Annotated in this window: 13 protein-coding genes; 3 read left to right on the top strand and 10 right to left on the bottom strand. The window is 66.1% G+C overall.

Annotated features, from left to right (window positions below):
* Positions 1-6 precede the first annotated feature (6 nt).
* The 7 genes from HDA41_RS26090 to HDA41_RS26065 form a co-directional block, all read right to left on the bottom strand.
* Positions 7-1587 (bottom strand): S8 family peptidase, encoded by a 1581-nt coding sequence (locus HDA41_RS26090; protein WP_184987711.1) that lies wholly within the window; start codon positions 1585-1587, stop codon positions 7-9.
* Positions 1588-1943: 356 nt separating this feature from the next.
* Complete coding sequence (locus HDA41_RS41565; RefSeq protein WP_230299430.1) at positions 1944-2558, bottom strand: hypothetical protein; 615 nt, start codon at positions 2556-2558, stop codon at positions 1944-1946.
* 17 nt (positions 2559-2575) lie between these two features.
* Positions 2576-3454 carry an ATP-binding protein gene (locus tag HDA41_RS41560; protein WP_230299429.1) on the bottom strand — a complete coding sequence of 293 codons (879 nt, stop codon included), beginning with the start codon at positions 3452-3454 and terminating at the stop codon, positions 2576-2578.
* Between the two features lie 209 nt (positions 3455-3663).
* The gene (locus HDA41_RS26080; protein ID WP_230299428.1) at positions 3664-4344 is read right to left on the bottom strand and encodes a M48 family metallopeptidase; all 681 of its coding nucleotides are present in this window, start codon (positions 4342-4344) and stop codon (positions 3664-3666) included.
* Positions 4345-4378: 34 nt separating this feature from the next.
* Positions 4379-7471: a type I restriction endonuclease subunit R gene (locus HDA41_RS26075; RefSeq protein WP_184987707.1), complete on the bottom strand. Its 3093-nt coding sequence runs from the start codon at positions 7469-7471 to the stop codon at positions 4379-4381.
* Positions 7468-8655: a restriction endonuclease subunit S gene (locus HDA41_RS26070; RefSeq protein WP_184987705.1), complete on the bottom strand. Its 1188-nt coding sequence runs from the start codon at positions 8653-8655 to the stop codon at positions 7468-7470. Before HDA41_RS26070 ends, HDA41_RS26075 begins: the two co-directional genes overlap by 4 nt.
* On the bottom strand, positions 8655-11087 hold the full coding sequence (locus HDA41_RS26065; RefSeq protein WP_184987703.1) for a type I restriction-modification system subunit M: 2433 nt from the start codon (positions 11085-11087) through the stop codon (positions 8655-8657). The genes HDA41_RS26070 and HDA41_RS26065 overlap by 1 nt, the downstream gene beginning before the upstream one ends.
* A gap of 562 nt (positions 11088-11649) precedes the next feature.
* Here HDA41_RS26065 and HDA41_RS26060 point away from each other — a divergent pair.
* Positions 11650-11808: a hypothetical protein gene (locus HDA41_RS26060; RefSeq protein ID WP_184987701.1), complete on the top strand. Its 159-nt coding sequence runs from the start codon at positions 11650-11652 to the stop codon at positions 11806-11808.
* A 513-nt stretch (positions 11809-12321) separates the two neighbouring features.
* Here the strand turns inward: HDA41_RS26060 and ychF are convergent.
* Complete coding sequence (gene ychF, locus HDA41_RS26055) at positions 12322-13410, bottom strand: redox-regulated ATPase YchF (protein ID WP_184987699.1); 1089 nt, start codon at positions 13408-13410, stop codon at positions 12322-12324.
* A gap of 170 nt (positions 13411-13580) precedes the next feature.
* Here ychF and HDA41_RS26050 point away from each other — a divergent pair, with 170 nt between their 5' ends.
* Positions 13581-14195, top strand: a complete 615-nt coding sequence (locus HDA41_RS26050) for a DUF6542 domain-containing protein (RefSeq protein WP_184987697.1) — start codon at positions 13581-13583, stop codon at positions 14193-14195.
* Here HDA41_RS26050 and ppgK read toward each other — a convergent pair.
* Both ppgK and HDA41_RS26040 read right to left on the bottom strand, forming a co-directional pair.
* Positions 14192-14938: a polyphosphate--glucose phosphotransferase gene (gene ppgK / locus HDA41_RS26045; protein WP_184987695.1), complete on the bottom strand. Its 747-nt coding sequence runs from the start codon at positions 14936-14938 to the stop codon at positions 14192-14194. The two genes, HDA41_RS26050 and ppgK, sit on opposite strands and share 4 nt — an antisense overlap.
* 69 nt (positions 14939-15007) lie before the next feature.
* The gene (locus HDA41_RS26040; protein ID WP_184987693.1) at positions 15008-16039 is read right to left on the bottom strand and encodes a 4-hydroxy-3-methylbut-2-enyl diphosphate reductase; all 1032 of its coding nucleotides are present in this window, start codon (positions 16037-16039) and stop codon (positions 15008-15010) included.
* 194 nt (positions 16040-16233) lie between these two features.
* On the opposite strand from HDA41_RS26040, the gene xseA reads away from it, so the two are divergent.
* Complete coding sequence (gene xseA, locus HDA41_RS26035; protein WP_184987691.1) at positions 16234-17442, top strand: exodeoxyribonuclease VII large subunit; 1209 nt, start codon at positions 16234-16236, stop codon at positions 17440-17442.
* Positions 17443-17446 lie beyond the last annotated feature (4 nt).

Here is a 17446-nt window from a genome sequence, read left to right as displayed (position 1 = left end):
GCAGGTTCAGAACTGGAGTGCCCAGGCGTCGATCCGCCCGGTGTCCAGGCGGGCGTTGTCGCTCACCCGGAGCTTCCATGTGCCGTTGGCGGCCTCGGAGGAGGCGTTCACGGAGTACGTGGTGTCGATGTTGTCCGCGCTGCCGCCGGTGCCGTACGACTTCAGTGTGTACGCCGTGCCGTCGGGGGCGACCAGCTGGACCTGGAGGTCGCCGATGTAGGTGTGGACGATGTGGACCTCGACGGCCAGGGCCGAGGGCGCGTTGCCGGAGACGCCGGAGACGGTCACCGGGGACTCGGCGGTGGCGTTGTCGGCGATGGCCTGGTCGGCGGTGTTCTCGAAGCGCGGGCCGGGCGGGGTGGTCGTACCGCCGCCGACGTTGAGGAGCCGGTTGGGCGAGCCGGTGCCGGGGCTGGTGACGACGCCGGTGGTGGCGGCGGCCGTCAGCGCGGCGGAGACCTGCGCGGGCGTGGCCGTGGGGTTGTCGGCCAGGTGCAGGGCGGCGGCTCCGGCGGCGTGCGGGCTCGCCATCGACGTACCGGAGATGGTGTTGGTCGCCGAGTCGCCCGTGCTCCAGGCCGAGGTGATGGACGATCCGGGCGCGAACAGGTCCAGGACCGAACCGTAGTTGGAGTAGCTCGCCTTCGCGTCGCCGGACGTCGTGGCGCCGACCGTGACGGCCTCGGCGACGCGCGCCGGGGACCGGGTGGAGGCGTTGCTGGACTCGTTGCCGGCCGCGACCACGAACGTGACGCCGGAGGTGATGGCGTTGCGTACGGCCGTGTCGATGGCCGTGTCGCCGGGACCGCCGAGGGACATGTTGGCGACGGCCGGCTTGACGGCGTTCCGGGCGACCCAGTCGATGCCCGCGACGACCTGCGCGGTGGTGCCCTGGCCGGAGTTGTTGAGCACGCGGACGCCGACGACCTTGGCCTTCTTGGCGACTCCGTAGGCTCCGCCGGCGACCGTACCGGCGACGTGCGTGCCGTGGCCGTGGCCGTCCTGGGCGGTGTTGTCGTTGTCGACGGCGTCGTAGCCGTAGGAGGCCCGTCCGCCGAAGTCGCTGTGCGTGATACGGACGCCGGTGTCGATGACGTACGCGGTGACGCCCTCACCCGCCGTGTCCGGGTAGGTGTACGAGCTGTTCAGCGGCAGGTTCTTCTGGTCGATGCGGTCCAGGCCCCAGGACGGCGGGCTGGGCTGGGTCCCGGTGATGCGGAACGTCCTGTTCTGGACGACGGAGGCGACGGCCGGGTCGGCGGCCAGACGTTCCGCCTCGGCCTCGGATGCCTCGACCTCGTAGCCGTTCAGGGCCTTGGTGTACGTCCGCTCGATGTCGGCGCCGTACTTGTGCGCCAGGGCCCGGCCCTCGGCAGAACCGGCTTTCTGCGTCTTCAGCGTCACGATGTAGCTGTCGGCGACGGCGTTCGCCGCGCCCGCGTACTGGACGCGCCCTTCGGACGCGGCCGGGGCCGCGCCTGCGGGGAGGGCGGAGACGAGGCTCGCGACGAGCGCCGCGGTGGCCGTCGCGCCGAGCGCGGCCAGTCTTCGCCGGGTGAGTCTGTGGGGAGTACGCATCACTGCCATCTGAGGGGTCCTCCTCAATCGGTGGTGCGCTGTGGGGTGTGGTGCACGCCCGTCGGCCGCTCGAAGGTCATGGCCATGTCAACCATCGGACGGCATCTGCGCGTGAGCGAAAGATTGAGGCCTCCACAGGAATTGCACAAGGGCTCTGGCGGGACGGACTCCTGCCAGGGGCGCTCATGCCGGCGGGGGAGACGTGGGGGTGGCCGGAGGGTGCCGGGGCGAGGGTGCCGGGGCGGCCAGTTGGTGGCGTCGTGCTGCCGACCCGGCCGCCCCCGTCGTACTGCCGGCCGCCGCTCAGGTCCAGCAGCACGACGGGACGTATGCCGGCTTGGAGTTCAGACGTTGAAACGGAACGTTCATCCAGGCATCCGGTCCGGCTGGTGGGCGAGTTGGCGAAGGCCGTCGTCCATGGCATTGCCGACCAGCCAGAAGTCCCAGGTCACTTTGGGGTCGCGGAACCTGTCGTCGTTCATGACCGCTTGCGCATAGCTGTTGATCTGCGTGAACTCGGACATGCCGAGAGTGACATTCGACCTCTTGAGTTCGATCACGAGGTGGTGACGCTCCCCTTTCCGCTGCCGGGCAGCACGGGACAGCATCAGGTCGACGATCCCCCGGCTCCCGTCCTCCCTCAGGACAGGGGCCGGTGCAGGTGTGTCCCGACCGAGAAGACGACAATGCTGTCTCAGCACCTCGTTCAGACTGCGGTCGCTGACGTGCAGCCCGTACTCCTCACCGAAGATCCAGCACTCGTTCTCCAGGATCCGGTGCAGCTCGGTGCGTTCCTTGACCCGCCCCTTGGCCACAGGCTCGAAAACGAGGTGCTCCAGAGCCGACAAGAAGTCGAGGCGCCCGGTCGTCGCTGTCGACGCCTTGATCAGGGCGGACAGCGGCGTACGGTCCAGCAGCCGGCTGAGTTCTGTCTGCTCCTGCTTGGAGAGCGCGAAGAGCTCCTCGGCGATGCGCAGCACTTCGCCCGGCTCGTGGGTCAAGACGGAGCGCAGAAGCGCGAAGGACACCTTCTGGGCCCTCTTGCTCGCCGGCAGGTGCCGGACGACCGCGGTCGCCACGGCGTCGAAGGTCTCGCGCTCCGCGCGCTCCTGGTCGTTGGCCGGCTCGCCTGTATACGGGTAGAAGCCTTCCGCACGCCACGAGTCGACGAGCTCACGACGGCGCTCGTCGGCGCGGGAACGGAAGTGCTCACGCATTCGCTCCCGGGCTTCGGCCAGTACCTCGGCAGCGGGCCCCTCCGGTGTCCAATCGGCGAAGGCGAGGTCGCCGACCGAATCGTCCTGCAGATGTCCGGGTACGCCTCCAGGTGGAGCGCGAAGGCGGCAGTGAGCGCGGTGCGGGCGGCGTCCTCGGTCAGCTTCTGGAGGTCCTCCCCACCGAACGCCTCGAAGACCGTCCCCGTTGCGTCGGCCGTCGGCTCGGGATCGCTGACGTCGAACTCGTCCATGGAGCCGCGATCGGACTCGATGACCACACGACGGCGGATCCCCTGCATCCCGCTCACGCTGGTCCAGCGCACCTCGCTGCCGAGCGCGAAGGCCCGGACTCGGCCTCGCCCGTTCTTCCCGTGCAGCACGCGCTTCTTGACCTCGCTGACCTGCGTGCGCTTCTTCCAGGACGTACCGATCTGCTCGAAGTAGTCGCTGCACTTCTCCGCCGCGATACCAGTGCCGTCGTCGATCACGGCGACCCGGTCGACTCCGTCGAAGTCGTTGCGCTCAAGCACGACGGTGACGTTCTCGGCATCCGCGTCGAGAGAGTTCCAGATCAGCTCCTCGACGGCTCCGACAGGATGGCGCAGGCGTGCCAGCTCCTCGACGTGCCCCCGCCCTACGGCCAACCGAAGCTTTGCCATGGGGTTAGCACCTTCCGCGTCATCGTCATCTGATGGGACCAAGGACGAAGCGGGACGCCTCCCCCATCTTTAACTCGGATACCTGATAAACGTCACTCGATATTTTCGAGCAACGGAAATGCGTCCACGATCTCTCCGGCCTTCAGGGCAGACATGGGGCTGTTGCCGTAGAGAAGGCCCCGTCCAGACACAAGCAGTCCTCGCTGCACTCAACGCCCCATCCATAGCTCGTCAGAGAGCGGTGCGGCATTCAGGCCATCACGGCGACTACGCCAGTCCGGCAGGAAGCTGTCCATCAGCTGGGCGAAGCGCTGGCCATGTCCCCGTTCGAGATAGTGGACCATCTCGTGAACGACGACGTACTCAAGGCACTCTGGATGCTTCTTAGCCAGTTCGGAGTTGAACCACAGGCGGCGGGTTTCCCGGTTGCAGGAGCCCCACTTGGTCTTCATCCGGCGAATACCCCACCACGGCACCGAAACCCCCAGCTTCGACTCCCAGCGCTCGATGATCGCAGGGATCGCTTGACGGAGCTGCTCGCGGCACCACCGGTCGAGCAGGTCACGACGGCGCTCCTCACTCGTGCCGATCGGCACGTACAGCAGCATTCGTTCGCCGTCGATTTCGACATGCGGGCGTCCCGGCCGCTCGATGACCTTCAGGCGTCGTCGCACACCCCACACGTAGTGGGACTCTCCGCTGACCATCTCGCGCACCGACTGACGCTGGGCCGAGCGCAGTTGATCCTGTTGACGCTTGATCCACGGCAACCGCTGGATGACGGCCAGGCGGACCTGATCGTCATCCAGCTGCTGAGGCGCGGCCACTCGCACGCGCCCTATGGGGGGGTACACGCCGATGTGCAGGTTCTTGATGTCCTTGTAGACCACGTGGACGTCAATGCCCCGGACAGCGAGACGGGCGCTAGTGGTACTCATGCCTTGCCTTCACCAGTTCGAGAAGCTCATCAAGCCGGTCGAAATCGTCGGGCAGCGCTCGCTTCAGCGCGTTCCGAACTTTCCGCTCCCTCAGCGGGTTCCCCACCCATGCATGCGGCTTGGAGTGGAGCACCGCGGTGTCGACCTCGACAGCCAGACGCTCATCAGGGAGGAAGAAGTCGACCAGGGCCCGCTTCGCCCCGTTGTTGGCCCAGGCGGGGTACTTGTACGTCTCGTCGGAATCTCCTCTGCCGAGCTGCGCGGCAGTCTCCAGCAGTTTGGCGAGGTAGTCCTGGTACTCGATCGCGCCCCGGCGCCGCTCCTCGATTATGGCGTCGAGCAGCTCCGACATCTTGTCGAAGTACTTCGGGTTCGTCGCACGCTCTTCGATGATCAGCTTGCGCATGTTGTTGGCGACCGTCTCGGCGACGGCTTCAGGGCTGCTCTTGATTCCCTTCGGCAGCTTGTCGAGGGCCCCGGCGCCCAGTTCGACGATGAGCTGGACGAGACCAGTCTCCTCGAAATTGGACACGGTTTCGGACGCGTCTGCCTGGATGTAGGTGTCCAGGAGGAACCGCATGCCGGACTCGTACTGCTTGAAGTCGACGTCCTCGCCGGCTCCGAGCTTCACCTCGTCGCGGACATCCGCGTAATGCCGGATCTCAGCTCGGATGCCCTCGGCCTCCTGGCTAGTGTATCCGGCGGCTTCCATGTCGTTGGCCAGGTTGGCGAAGGCCCGCGTTACTGCGGCTACAGCCTTGTAGAGCTCGACACGCTTGGGCTCGTTGGCCTTGAGCTGCTCGGCGTTGCCAGGATCGGCCGCACAGAAGTACTGCTGGTACTGGAGCGTGTTCCGGGGCTGCGCGACCACCTCGCAGAGCGCGCGGATTCGTTCCAGCGCTTCATCGAGAGCCTCTCGCGCCTTACCAATCCGGTCTGTCAGCAGGCCCTCGATGTCCTGCGGCTCGTACCCATCGAGTGCGCCCGAGGTGTAGTCGGTGATGGCGTCCTGGAGGGAGTTGAACAGGTCCCGGTAGTCGACGATGCAGCCGAATTCCTTGTCGTCTCCGTCAAGTCGGTTGACCCGGCAGATCGCCTGGAACAGGCCGTGGTCGCTCATCTTCTTGTCGATGTAGAGGTACGTGGCGCTCGGAGCGTCGAACCCGGTCAGAAGCTTGTCGACCACGATGAGCAGGCGCATCCGGCCGGGCTCCTCGACAAACTGCCGCTTGACCTCTTTCTCGAACTGCTCGACCTTCGCCATGGCGGCGTCTTCGGGCTCTCCGAAGTGGTCGGCGAGCATCCTTCGATAGATGTCGTACTGACGCAGCTTCTCCGTCTGACCTGCGCCGGAGTCCTCCTTGGAGATATCTCCTGGACTCGGGGTGTAACTGGTGACGATGGCGCACTTCCCGCGGAAGCCCGCGTTGCAGAACAGCTCGTAGAACTTGCATGCCTGGTAGATGCTCTCGCCTACAAGCATGGCGTTACCGTGCCCATCCATCAGGCGGGGCTTGGTCTCCATGTCGAGCAGAATGTCCTGCACGATCTGCTTCGCCCGGGGCTCGGAGGAGACGACCTTTTGCATCGTGCCCCAGCGCTTCTTCAGCTCTGCCTTGGACAGGTCGGTCATACCCCGGGTCTTGGCCTCGAACCACTTGTCCACTTGCGCCGGCGATGTCAGGTGCTGGTCGATAGAGCGGGCTTCGTAGCAGAGGTCGAGCACGACGCCGTCCTCGACGGCCTCGTCGAACCTGTAGGTGTGGATGAACGAACCGAAGGTCTCCATGCTGGTGGCCTTGTCCGCCTTGAGCAGCGGCGTTCCCGTGAACCCGATGAACATGGCGCCCGGCAGCAGGTCCTTCATCGCGTCGTGCATCTTGCCGGACTGGGTGCGGTGGGCCTCGTCGACGAAGACGAAGACGTTGCCCTTGGCCTTGAAGCCCTTGGGGATCCTGGCCTTGAGCTCCTTAATGAACTCGTTGCCGGCCTCGGATCCGTCCCCACCATCCGCCGAGCGACCGAACTTGTGCACGAGAGAGCAGATGAGCCACTCGGTGGATTTGTTCAGAGTGTCCAGGAGGTCCACTCCACTACTGGTGCGATAGATCTGCTCGTTGACGCCGTTGAAGACCTTCTCGATCTGCTCGTCCAGCTCGGTGCGATCGGTGATCAGCAAAACTCGGGCGTCGTCTTGGTGCTCCCGGATGCACTTCGCCAGCCACACCATCGTGAGCGACTTCCCCGAACCCTGGGTGTGCCAGATGATGCCGCCCTCACGTCGACCGATACGTTCCTGCGCGGACTTGACGCCGAAGTACTGGTTATGACGGCATGCCTTACGAACACCGGAATCGAAGACGGTGAAGTCATGGATCAGCTCAAGTAGCCGCTCCTTACCGCACATCTGGAGCAGTGCACGGTCCAAGGGCCTCTCGACGTCGGAGGGCTCCTTCCACTGCAGCCAGTATTTCTCAGGCGTGTCGATGACGCCGTAGCGCAGGCCCTCCACGTCGTTACCGGCGAGCACAAGCTGGACCGTGGAGAAGAACGACCGGATGAACCCGGGCTTCTGATTCCCAATGGTCTGCCGAATGCCCTCGCTCACCGCCACCCGGGAGCGCTTGAGTTCCAGAGTTACCAGAGCCAGGCCGTTGACGTAGAGCACGATGTCGGGTCGCTTCGTCTGCTTCCCGACGATCGTCACCTCTTCCACGACGACGAAGTCATTGGCCTGTGGATCGCTCCAGTCGATGAGCCAGACCGTCTCGTACTGCTCGCCAGCACCCGGCTTGACCTTGACTCCGTAGCGGAGCAACTCATGGACGGCGCGGTTCGCCTCGTACAGATCACGACCACTACCGAGCGCGGCGGCCTTCTTGAGCTGATCGATCGCCTTGCTGACGAGGGTGCTGTCCTGTCCGCGGGCGCGGAGATTCGACTCCAGTAGCTCGACCTCGATGCTCGAGTTACCTGCGCGGCGCTCCCAGCTACCGAGATAGCGGTAGCTCAGCTGCTCTTTGAACAGCCGCACGACCCGGTTCTGAGCCTCGCGCTCGATCTGCCCCACGTCGCTCATGCCGCTGTCTCCCCCTCCACCGGCAGGCGCTTACGTCCGGTGAGGAGCTCCTGCATCATTCCGGTCTTGATCGAAGAAGCCTTATCCAGCCGCCGTCGCAGTGCTTCCAGCTCGCTGTCAACAGCGGACAGGACGTCGGCGATCGCCTTTTGCTCGGCACGGTCCGGCGGCACGGTGATCTCGAAGGAATGCGCGTCGTTCCGGTTGAAGGTAGGCACTCCGGAGCCGCTAGCGAAGCGTTCCAGGCCGAGATACGCCAGGAAGTAATAGGCGAACTTCGCATCCACCCGCGCGAAACTCGTAACCCAGAGCGCCGTGTTGTGCGGCCAGTAGTCGTCTTCAATAAAGTGCACCTTGCCGATCGTCCCGGAGCGCCCAGTAACGACACCCGGTCCCTTGGCCATGGCCTTCGTATGGTGCCGACCAACCCCGTTGGAGTAAACGACGGGATATGGACCGCTCACGACCTCAGGGGTCGGCAGGTCAAAGCCTCGCTGCAAGGGCAGGAAGTCTTTGAGCGGGCCAGTACTCCATTCCTCAGTGTGGCCGGGAAGCCGGGTCTGGCCCGTGAGAAGCTGCTGCATGAGCCCCTGCTTGATCGCCTGCTTCTTGGCAATCAGAATCCTGACGTGCTCGACAGCAGCCTGTGCATCTTCGAGCATAGCGACGACGACGTCTTGGTAGGGCCGGGCAGGGAGGCGAATGGGCAGGGCAGACAGAATCGCTGTGTTCAGGTTGGGCATCGTTCCGCCAACAGCATGGTCCTGCAGCCATGTCTGTGCGGGCCGCGAGCCTAGATAGTGGGCCACATACTCCGGGTTGACCTCTGTGCGCCTGGCCCCGAAGCGGGCAGCGAGGCAGCCCGTCCCGCAGAGCCAACCCGCCTGTCCCGCCTGGATGATCGATCTGCGGCCGACATCGCCTCGCCGGCTGAACACGATGTCACCTTCACGTAGAGCGTGCCTCCGTAGGCGCCGGACATCCTTGTCGCCGATCCTTGAAATTCCCGCCTCGATGACCTCGTTGTCACCCAGATTTATTGGCATGATCAGCGGGGTTCCAAGCAATGTGTAGTCGCTTGCATGGAGTTGACTTCCAAAGGGACCTGTCTGGATCACACCTCCGGTACGAGTAACAGTCTCACCCAGAGTCGTGAACTCCCCCTGCCCGGCATGGCCGCCCATCACCCCACCCCCAGAACGGCGAAGTGATCCGCGAGACGCGCGGAGATCGCCAATAGGTTAGCCTCGATCGCACTGGCCGTCTCTGTGTAACGTCGACCTAGATCGCGAATGCGCTCGACCAGGGCGAGGGTGAGCGAATCAGCCACAGAATCCACGCGCACTGTGATAGTCGCGCACCACTTGGCATCCAGAACAAGGGCCTGCACATCCCGCTCTGTGAGATCGCCGTACCTTTTCAGCGAGGCAAGGTGGAGCGCAGCTTCCGCCTCTTTGGCTGCCTTCTTCGCTACCGCCTCAGCGTTGTACAGGTCGATCAGACGCGACAGGGCTGCCACTTCATCGGCGTCCGTACCCTCATGCCGTGCCTTTTTCAGCCGAGCCGAGGCGAGCGCTTTGTTGATCTTTTCCTCGTCCATCGCTTCCGCCAAGAGACCGCCCTCAACAGCGTGCTCCTCGACGTACTCCTCGACAGCACGGCTGGACTCCTCCGCAGCCATCACAAGCTCATCGACTTCGGCCTGCTCCTTTGCGAAGTACCGCGTAACGATCAGATCCGGCGGGACGAGGTCCATCTTGTACTTCACGGCACTCCGGCCAGTTCCCACCACAAGGTCAGGCGTCTCGGAAAGCTTTCGGTCCTTGTCCACCACGATCTTGCGCGGCTTGGCGGCTTCGAGCCAGCCGTCGTTCATGACCATGAAGACGTCGTCGTGCATGACGTCGTGCCAGTACGTCATGAGCTGCTCGTAGACGTCGTACTCGTCCAGCAGAGGCACTCGCTTGAAACGGGCCAACAGGTCGTCACCGAGGACGGCGATGAGGTCATTTGGCCGAGTGGTCTCGTCGATCCCTTCGAGCCTCTTGCGATGGGCGGCGAACCACTCAGTGGTAAGCTCCCGGGCCTCTTGGGTGAACTTCTGGAACTCGGGCGAATCAAGGATCGCCTGTTGAACCTGGCTGACGTCGATGGTCAGGTCACTGTAGCCAGGACGGTTCAGCCGGAACAGCTGGTCCCGCAACTGCGGGAAGGCATCCCAGTAGCCGCTGAGCGCGTCGAGATCGCGGTTCGGGATGCCGCCGTGCAGGTGTGCGTGGAGATCCTGGATGTCCTCGGGTTCGGAGGAGTCGATGTAGCGAGGGATGTTGAGGTTGTAGTCGTTCTTCACGTCCGCGATCTCCGCCAGCGGAACCATGCGCGAGTAGCGGTCGATCGTGGTCTGTCGCGTGAAGACGTCGACGATCTTGTGGATGTCCTGGCTGCGGAGGCGGTTCTTGTTGCCGTCCTTGATGAAGCCCTTGGATGCGTCGATCATGAAGACGCCGGTACGGCCGACGGCGTTCTCCTTGTCCAGAACGATGATGCAGGCCGGGATGCCAGTCCCGTAGAAGAGGTTCGCGGGCAGGCCGATGATGCCCTTGATGAACCCCTGCTTCAGCAGGCGCCGGCGGATGTCGGCTTCGGCGTTACCGCGGAAGAGCACTCCGTGCGGGAGGATGACCGCCGCCTTGCCCGTGCTCTTGAGTGACTTGAGGATGTGCAGCAGGAAGGCGTAGTCGCCGTTCTTCTCCGGCGGCCGACCGTACTCGAAGCGGCCGTACTCCTGCTCCAGCCCGTTGCTCCAGGACTTGATCGAGAACGGCGGGTTGGCCACGGCGAAGTCGAACGTCTGGAGTGCGCTGCCGTTGGTGAACTGAGGGCTGGTGATCGTGTCGCCCTTGAGGATCTCGGCGTCCTCGTTCCCGTGCAGGATCATGTTCATTTTGGACAGCGCCCACGTGGCGTTGTCCTTCTCCTGGCCGTAGATCGTGATGCCGCGTGATGTCTCGGCAGCGACCTTCAGGAGAAGCGAGCCGGAGCCACAGGTCGGGTCGTAGACCGTCTGGTCCTGGCGGGTGTCCTTGGTGATGCCGACCACCTTGGCCAGCACGCGGGACACCTCGGCGGGGGTATAGAACTGGCCCTTGCTCTTGCCGGACTCCGTGGCGAAGTGACGCATGAGGTACTCGTAGGCATCGCCGAGGAGATCGTCGCCCTCGGCTCGGGAGCCTCGGAAGTCAAGGTCGCTGAAGATCGTGACCAGCTTGGACAGCCGGTCCTGGATCTCTTTGCCCTTGCCGAGCTTCTCCTCGTCGTTGAAGTCGGCGAGGTCGATGACGTTACGCAGGTCGTTCGCTTCGGCCAGCCGGCTGATGATCTTGTTGAAGCGGTCGCCGATCTCCTTGTCGCCCTTGGCAGCGACCATGTCGTCGAAGGAACCGCCGGGGGGTACGTCGATGAGACTGTCAGGGTCGGCCTTGGCCTTGTCGGAGACGTACTTCACGAAGAGCAGCGTGAGGATGTAGTCCTTGTACTGGCCGGCGTCCATCCCGCCGCGCAGCTCGTCGCAGCTCTTCCAGAGTGAGCTGTATAGATCTGTCTTCTTGAGGGCCAAGACTCTTCTTCCCGGTATGTCACGGCGGTCACACGGGCCGCCAACCCTGATACCTGCGGCGTGATGCACGCCGCGCGGCCGTCTCCAGCCGCCGATGCGAGATCCACGCAAGCGGCAGCCGAGTCCACGCAGGAAGCGTAGTAGAGAGAGCGGCCGAGCTGACCTGTACGGGAAGAGAGACACCTCGCGGCCCGTGACCCGCACGGCCGCCAATCACATAAAGGTGTGCAGTTCCCGACCGGCGCCTTCCCGCGCCAATATCCCGCGATGGGCAGATGCAAGCTGGCCTCGACGGAGGCCCTGATCGGCCTGTGGCCACAGAATCCTCAGGAGCATGCGGCCCAGCAAGCGCCCATCTGAAATGTCTACACTCGCCTGACCTGCGAAAACGTCTCACTTCGGCGGCAAGGAGGGCATCCGGTCGCCCCTGGAACCGTGGCAGAATCCGAGCTGCTAAGACGCGGCGGCCGGGGAGGACGGCTTCAAGGGGTCATACCCCCACCTCTTGCACGCCGTGTCGCCTGCCCTCCCGAATGGCTCACTCCGCCCGTACGCTCCCGTCGTGATCAAGATGACGTGGGCCCTGGTGGCCGAGCACATGGACGAGTGGATCGGGGACGACATCGCGCAAGGGGCGGCCGTCCTCGAAGCCAGAGTGGGGGCCGTGGTCGACGTACGCTCTCCGGAATCTCCACCAGCCCCTCCCCCTGCGGTGGCGTGAAGCCGTCGAACAAGTCTCCCTGCACCACGATGCTTCCCTGCTCGGCGCGGTACACGTTCGGGCAGTCGCCCTGTCCGCACTCCCCGCTTGCGTTGCCGTTCCCGCTGTCTCCGCCCGTCAGTCGGGGCAACCCGGTGCGCTCGGACACGTGAACCCCAAGTCCGCAGCCCTCTGACGGAGCTGCCCAGAACGACGGTACGGACGCCATGCACGGTCGTCTATGCGCTCTCGCGACTATGCGCGTTCTTGCATAAACAGGACCCGTAAGCGGGCCTCAGAGCTCTTCACCCTCACCTCACCATGGCGCAGCTCGACGACCTCCCATGCCCCCTTGAAAGCCCAGGTCATCACAGGCTCAGCCCTGCCCTCAGGGTCAGCACCAAGTCAGCACACGACCAGGAAGAGCCCGGAATCAGCTGGCGAAATCAGGAAGGGGCCAGACCCGAAGATCTGGCCCCTGACCTGGGGTTTGTTACCTTGACCAGCCACTTCAGGCGATCAAGGAATCAGGCGCTACACGTTGAACCGGAACTCCACGACATCCCCGTCCTGCATCACATAGTCCTTGCCCTCCATGCGCGCCTTGCCCTTGGCGCGGGCCTCCGCCACCGAACCCGTCTCCACCAGGTCGTCGAAGGAGATGACCTCCGCCTTGATGAAGCCCTTCTGGAAGTCCGTGTGGATGACACCGGCGGCCTCGGGGGCCGTGGCGCCCTTCTTGATGGTCCAGGCGCGGGATTCCTTGGGGCCGGCGGTCAGGTACGTCTGGAGGCCGAGGGTGCGGAAGCCGACGTGGGCGAGGGTGGCCAGGCCCGGCTCCTCCTGGCCGACGGACTGGAGGAGTTCGAGAGCCTCGTCCTCGTCGAGCTCGGCGAGGTCCGCCTCCAGCTTGGCGTTGAGGAAGATCGCCTCGGCGGGGGCGACCAGGGCGCGCTGCTCGTTCTTGAAGTCCTCGTCGGTCAGCTCGTCCTCGTCGACGTTGAAGACGTAGAGGAACGGCTTGGTCGTGAGCAGGTGCAGGTCGTGCAGGAGTTCGGCGCGCTCGCTGCCCTGGACGATGCCGTGCGCGAAGAGCGTGTCGCCCTTCTCCAGGATCTCCTTGGCTTCCTCGACGGCCTTGACCTTCGGCTGGATGTCCTTCTTGATCCGCGACTCCTTCTGGAGACGCGGCAGGACCTTCTCGATGGTCTGGAGGTCCGCGAGGATCAGCTCGGTGTTGATCGTCTCGATGTCGTCCTTGGGCGAGACCTTGCCGTCGACGTGCACGACGTTCTCGTCCTTGAAAGCGCGGATGACCTGGCAGATCGCGTCGGACTCACGGATGTTCGCGAGGAACTTGTTGCCCAGGCCCTCGCCCTCGCTCGCGCCGCGCACGATGCCCGCGATGTCGACGAAGTCGACGGTGGCGGGCAGGACCCGCTGCGAGGTGAAGATCTCCGCGAGCTTCGTCAGCCGGGGGTCGGGGACGCCGACCACGCCGACGTTGGGCTCGATCGTGGCGAACGGGTAGTTGGCCGCCAGCACGTCGTTCTTGGTCAGGGCGTTGAACAGGGTCGACTTGCCGACATTCGGCAGACCGACGATTCCGATCGTGAGCGACACGTTGCGACTTCCCGTGAGTGGAGAGGGCCAGGGGGCCAGGAGACCGGCCGATCCACCAGTCTACGGCGTACCCGGAACCGTCCCGGCGGCGTATCGAACGCTTGGCCAAGCCTCGGTCCCCGGCGTGTCTGAAGGGCTATTCGGCATATTGAACGACCTAAGTTGGTGCAGTGGAGCAATACAGGACGCGACCTGCCCAGTACGGACCGCGACGTGACCGGCCGCGATCGTCCCTGCCCCCGCAGGCGGGACGAGGAGCGGGCGGCGGAGCGGTGCGAGCGGTCCGGCAGCCGGGACCGCAGCGCCGTCCTGCGGCGGTACGGCGGCCCGCCCCTGCCCCGCCACCCGCCGCGCGGAGGCTGCCGAACCCCCGGCTGACCGGGCTGGGCAGCGGGTTGTTCTGCGCGCTGGTGATGTTCCTGCTCGGCGGGCTCTGCTCGGTGCTGTTCGGGGCGTCGCTGACGGCGTACGGGGTGCTGTTCCTGCCGGTGTGCGTGCTGACCGCCGTCTGGGTGCGCCGCGGGGATCTGATGACCGCGCCGGTCGTCGTGCCGATCGCGTTCGCCGTGGGACTGCTGCCGGTGGCGGACGGCGACGGTGGCACCGGCGGCAAGCTGATGGGGCTGGTCACGGCGCTCGCCACGCAAGCCGGGTGGCTGTACGGCGGCACACTCATCGCCGGGCTGATCGTGATCGCCCGACGGATCCGGCTGGTGCACCGGCGACGGGCGGCGGCCGGGGCCCGTCCGCCGGGCGGACGACGGGACTTTGCGGGCACCCCCTAGTGCCCGGCCGCCCGCATCGCCGCTCCCACGATCCCCGCGTTGTTCTGCAACTGCGCCGGGACGATCTCCGCCTGGATGCCCTCGATATAGGGCAGGAACTTCTGTGACTTGCGGCTGACGCCGCCGCCGATGATGAACAGCTCCGGCGAGAACAGCATCTCGACGTGGGCGAGGTACTTGCGCACGCGGTGCACCGCCCAGTGCTCCCACGTCATGTCGTGGTCCTCGCGGGCCTTGCTGGAGGCCCGCTTCTCCGCGTCGTGCCCGTCGAGCTCCAGGTGGCCCAGCTCCGTGTTGGGGACCAGGACGCCGTCGACGAAGACCGCGCTGCCGATGCCCGTGCCGAAGGTGAGCACGATCACCGTGCCCCGGCGGCCGCGGCCGGCGCCGAAGTGCATCTCGGCGACGCCCGCCGCGTCCGCGTCGTTCACCACCGTCACCGGCAGTCCGCCCAGCCGCTCGCCGAGCAGCACGCGCGCGTCGGTGTCGATCCAGCTGTCGTCGACGTTGGCCGCTGTCCGGATCGTGGCTCCGTCGGTGACCACGCCCGGGAACGTGACCCCGACCGGGCCCGTCCAGCCGAAGTGGTCGACGACCTGCTTGACGCCGTCGGCCACGCCATCGGGCGTGGCCGGATGCGGCGTGAGGACCTTGTGGCGCTCCTGCGCCAGATCGCCCTTGTCCAGGTCCACCGGGGCACCCTTGATGCCGGAACCGCCGATGTCCACACCGAAGATCTGCATGGCCCTACGTTACGACGAGGGACCGACGGTCACCGGCCGGACGGCGATCCCCGCCCAGCGGCTCCCCGATCACTCCCCGGAATCCTCACCGGTGCCGGTGCCGGCGCCGCGGCGCTCGGCGACCAGCGCCGCCGCCTCGTCGCGCAGGTCGCGGCGCAGCTCCTTGGGCAGCGAGAAGGTGATGGACTCCTCGGCCGCCTTGACGATCTCGACGTCCTCGAAGCCGCGCTGGGAGAGCCACTCCAGGACCTGCTCGACCAGGACCTCCGGGACGGAGGCGCCCGAGGTGACGCCGACCGTGGAGACACCCTCCAGCCAGGCCTCGTCGATCTCGTCGGCGAAGTCCACGAGGTACGCCGCGCGCGCGCCCGCGATCTTGGCGACCTCCACGAGCCGCTTGGAGTTGGAGGAGTTGCGGGAGCCGACCACGATGACCAGGTCCGACTCGGCGCCCATCTGCTTCACGGCCAGCTGGCGGTTCTGCGTGGCGTAGCAGATGTCGTCGCTGGGCGGGGAGATGAGCTGCGGGAACTTCTCCTTCAGGGCGTCGACGGTCTCCATGGTCTCGTCGACGGACAGCGTGGTCTGGGAGAGCCAGACGACCTTGGACGGGTCGCGGACCTCGACCTTCTGCACATCGCCCGGGCCGTCGACGAGCTGGATGTGGTCGGGGGCCTCGCCGGAGGTGCCGATGACCTCCTCGTGGCCCTCGTGGCCGATCAGGAGGATGTCGTAGTCCTCGCCCGCGAAGCGGACGGCTTCCTTGTGGACCTTGGTGACCAGCGGGCAGGTGGCGTCGATGGTGGCGAGGCGGCCGCGCTCGGCCTCCTCGTGGACGACGGGGGCCACGCCGTGTGCCGAGAACATGACGATGTTCCCCGGGGGCACCTCCTCCGTCCGCTCGACGAAGATCGCGCCCTTCTTCTCCAGGGTCTGCACGACGTACTTGTTGTGGACGATCTCGTGCCGGACGTAGACCGGAGCGCCGTACTGCTCCAGAGCTTTCTCGACGGCGATCACGGCGCGGTCCACACCCGCGCAGTAGCCACGGGGGGCGGCGAGCAGGACACGGCGGCCAGGCGAAGCAGACATGCGTCCCATCGTAAGGCCGCGTTCGGCGGGTCGAAGATCACGTCCGTGTGGAGTCCCCGGGAAGACTGACGGGGCGCGCTGTGAGTGACGGGTGCGGAGGCGGAGCGCTGGGCCGGACGGCCGGGCCGAGTCCGGCCGTCCGGGAAAGCGTGTCGCCGGGCGGGTGGGCCGCGTTGTCAGCGGTGGCCACTACTCTCGCGGGCATGGCTGTGAACACGTCTCCGGAATCCCCGCTCCCCGTCGGTGAGGTGTCGCGGCTCATCGGGGGGTGGATCGACCGGCTCGGGGCGGTGTGGGTCGAGGGGCAGATCACGCAGTTGTCGCGGCGGCCGGGTGCCGGTGTGGTCTTCCTGACGCTGCGGGATCCCTCGTACGACATCTCGGTCAGCGTCACCTGCTACCGGCAGGTGTTCGACGCCGTCGCGGACGTGGTGAGCGAGGGCGCCCGGGTCGTCGTCCTGGCGAAGCCCGAGTGGTACGCCCCGCGGGGGCAGTTGTCGCTGCGGGCGGCGGAGATAAGGCCCGTCGGGGTCGGTGAGCTGCTGGCCCGCCTGGAGCAGTTGAAGAAGGCCCTCACGCGCGAGGGCCTGTTCGCGCCGGAGCGCAAGAAGCCGCTGCCCTTCCTGCCGCAGCTCGTCGGGCTGGTCTGCGGACGGGCCTCGGCCGCCGAGCGGGACGTCCTGGAGAACGCCCGGCACCGCTGGCCCGCGGTGCGTTTCGAGGTGCGCAACGTCGCCGTGCAGGGCGTGCACGCCGTGCCGCAGGTCGTGCAGGCAGTGAAGGAGCTCGACGCGATCGAGGACGTGGACGTGATCATCGTCGCGCGCGGTGGCGGCAGCGTGGAGGACCTGCTGCCGTTCTCCGACGAGCAGCTGATCCGGACGGTGGCCGAGTGCCGTACGCCCGTGGTGTCCGCGATCGGGCACGAGCCCGACAACCCGCTTCTCGACCACGTCGCCGACCTGCGCGCCTCCACCCCGACCGACGCCGCGAAGAAGGTCGTGCCGGACGTCGGCGAGGAGTACGAGCGGGTGCGGCTGCTGCGGGACCGGGCGCGGCGGTGCGTGGCGGCGCTGGTGGAGCGGGAGGAGCGCGGGCTGGCCCACGCCCTGGCGCGGCCGTCGATAGAGGATCCGCACCGGATGATCGACGAGCGCGCCGACCATGTGGCGGACCTCCTCGACCGGGGCCGGCGCTGCCTGCGGCACCAGCTCGACCGGGCCGCATCCGAGCTGACGCACACGCACGCGCGCGTGGTGGCCCTCTCCCCCGCCGCGACGCTGAAGCGCGGGTACGCGGTGCTCCAGAAGGCGGACGGGCACGCCGTCCGCGACCCCGGTGAGGTGGCGGCCGGCGAGGCCCTGCGCGCGCGGGTCTCCGAGGGTGAGTTCTCCGTACGAGTGGACACATAGGGTG

The organism is Streptomyces caelestis (assembly GCF_014205255.1).
In the GTDB taxonomy this organism is placed as follows: domain Bacteria; phylum Actinomycetota; class Actinomycetes; order Streptomycetales; family Streptomycetaceae; genus Streptomyces; species Streptomyces caelestis.
This window is presented reverse-complemented; position numbering and strand designations above follow the sequence as displayed.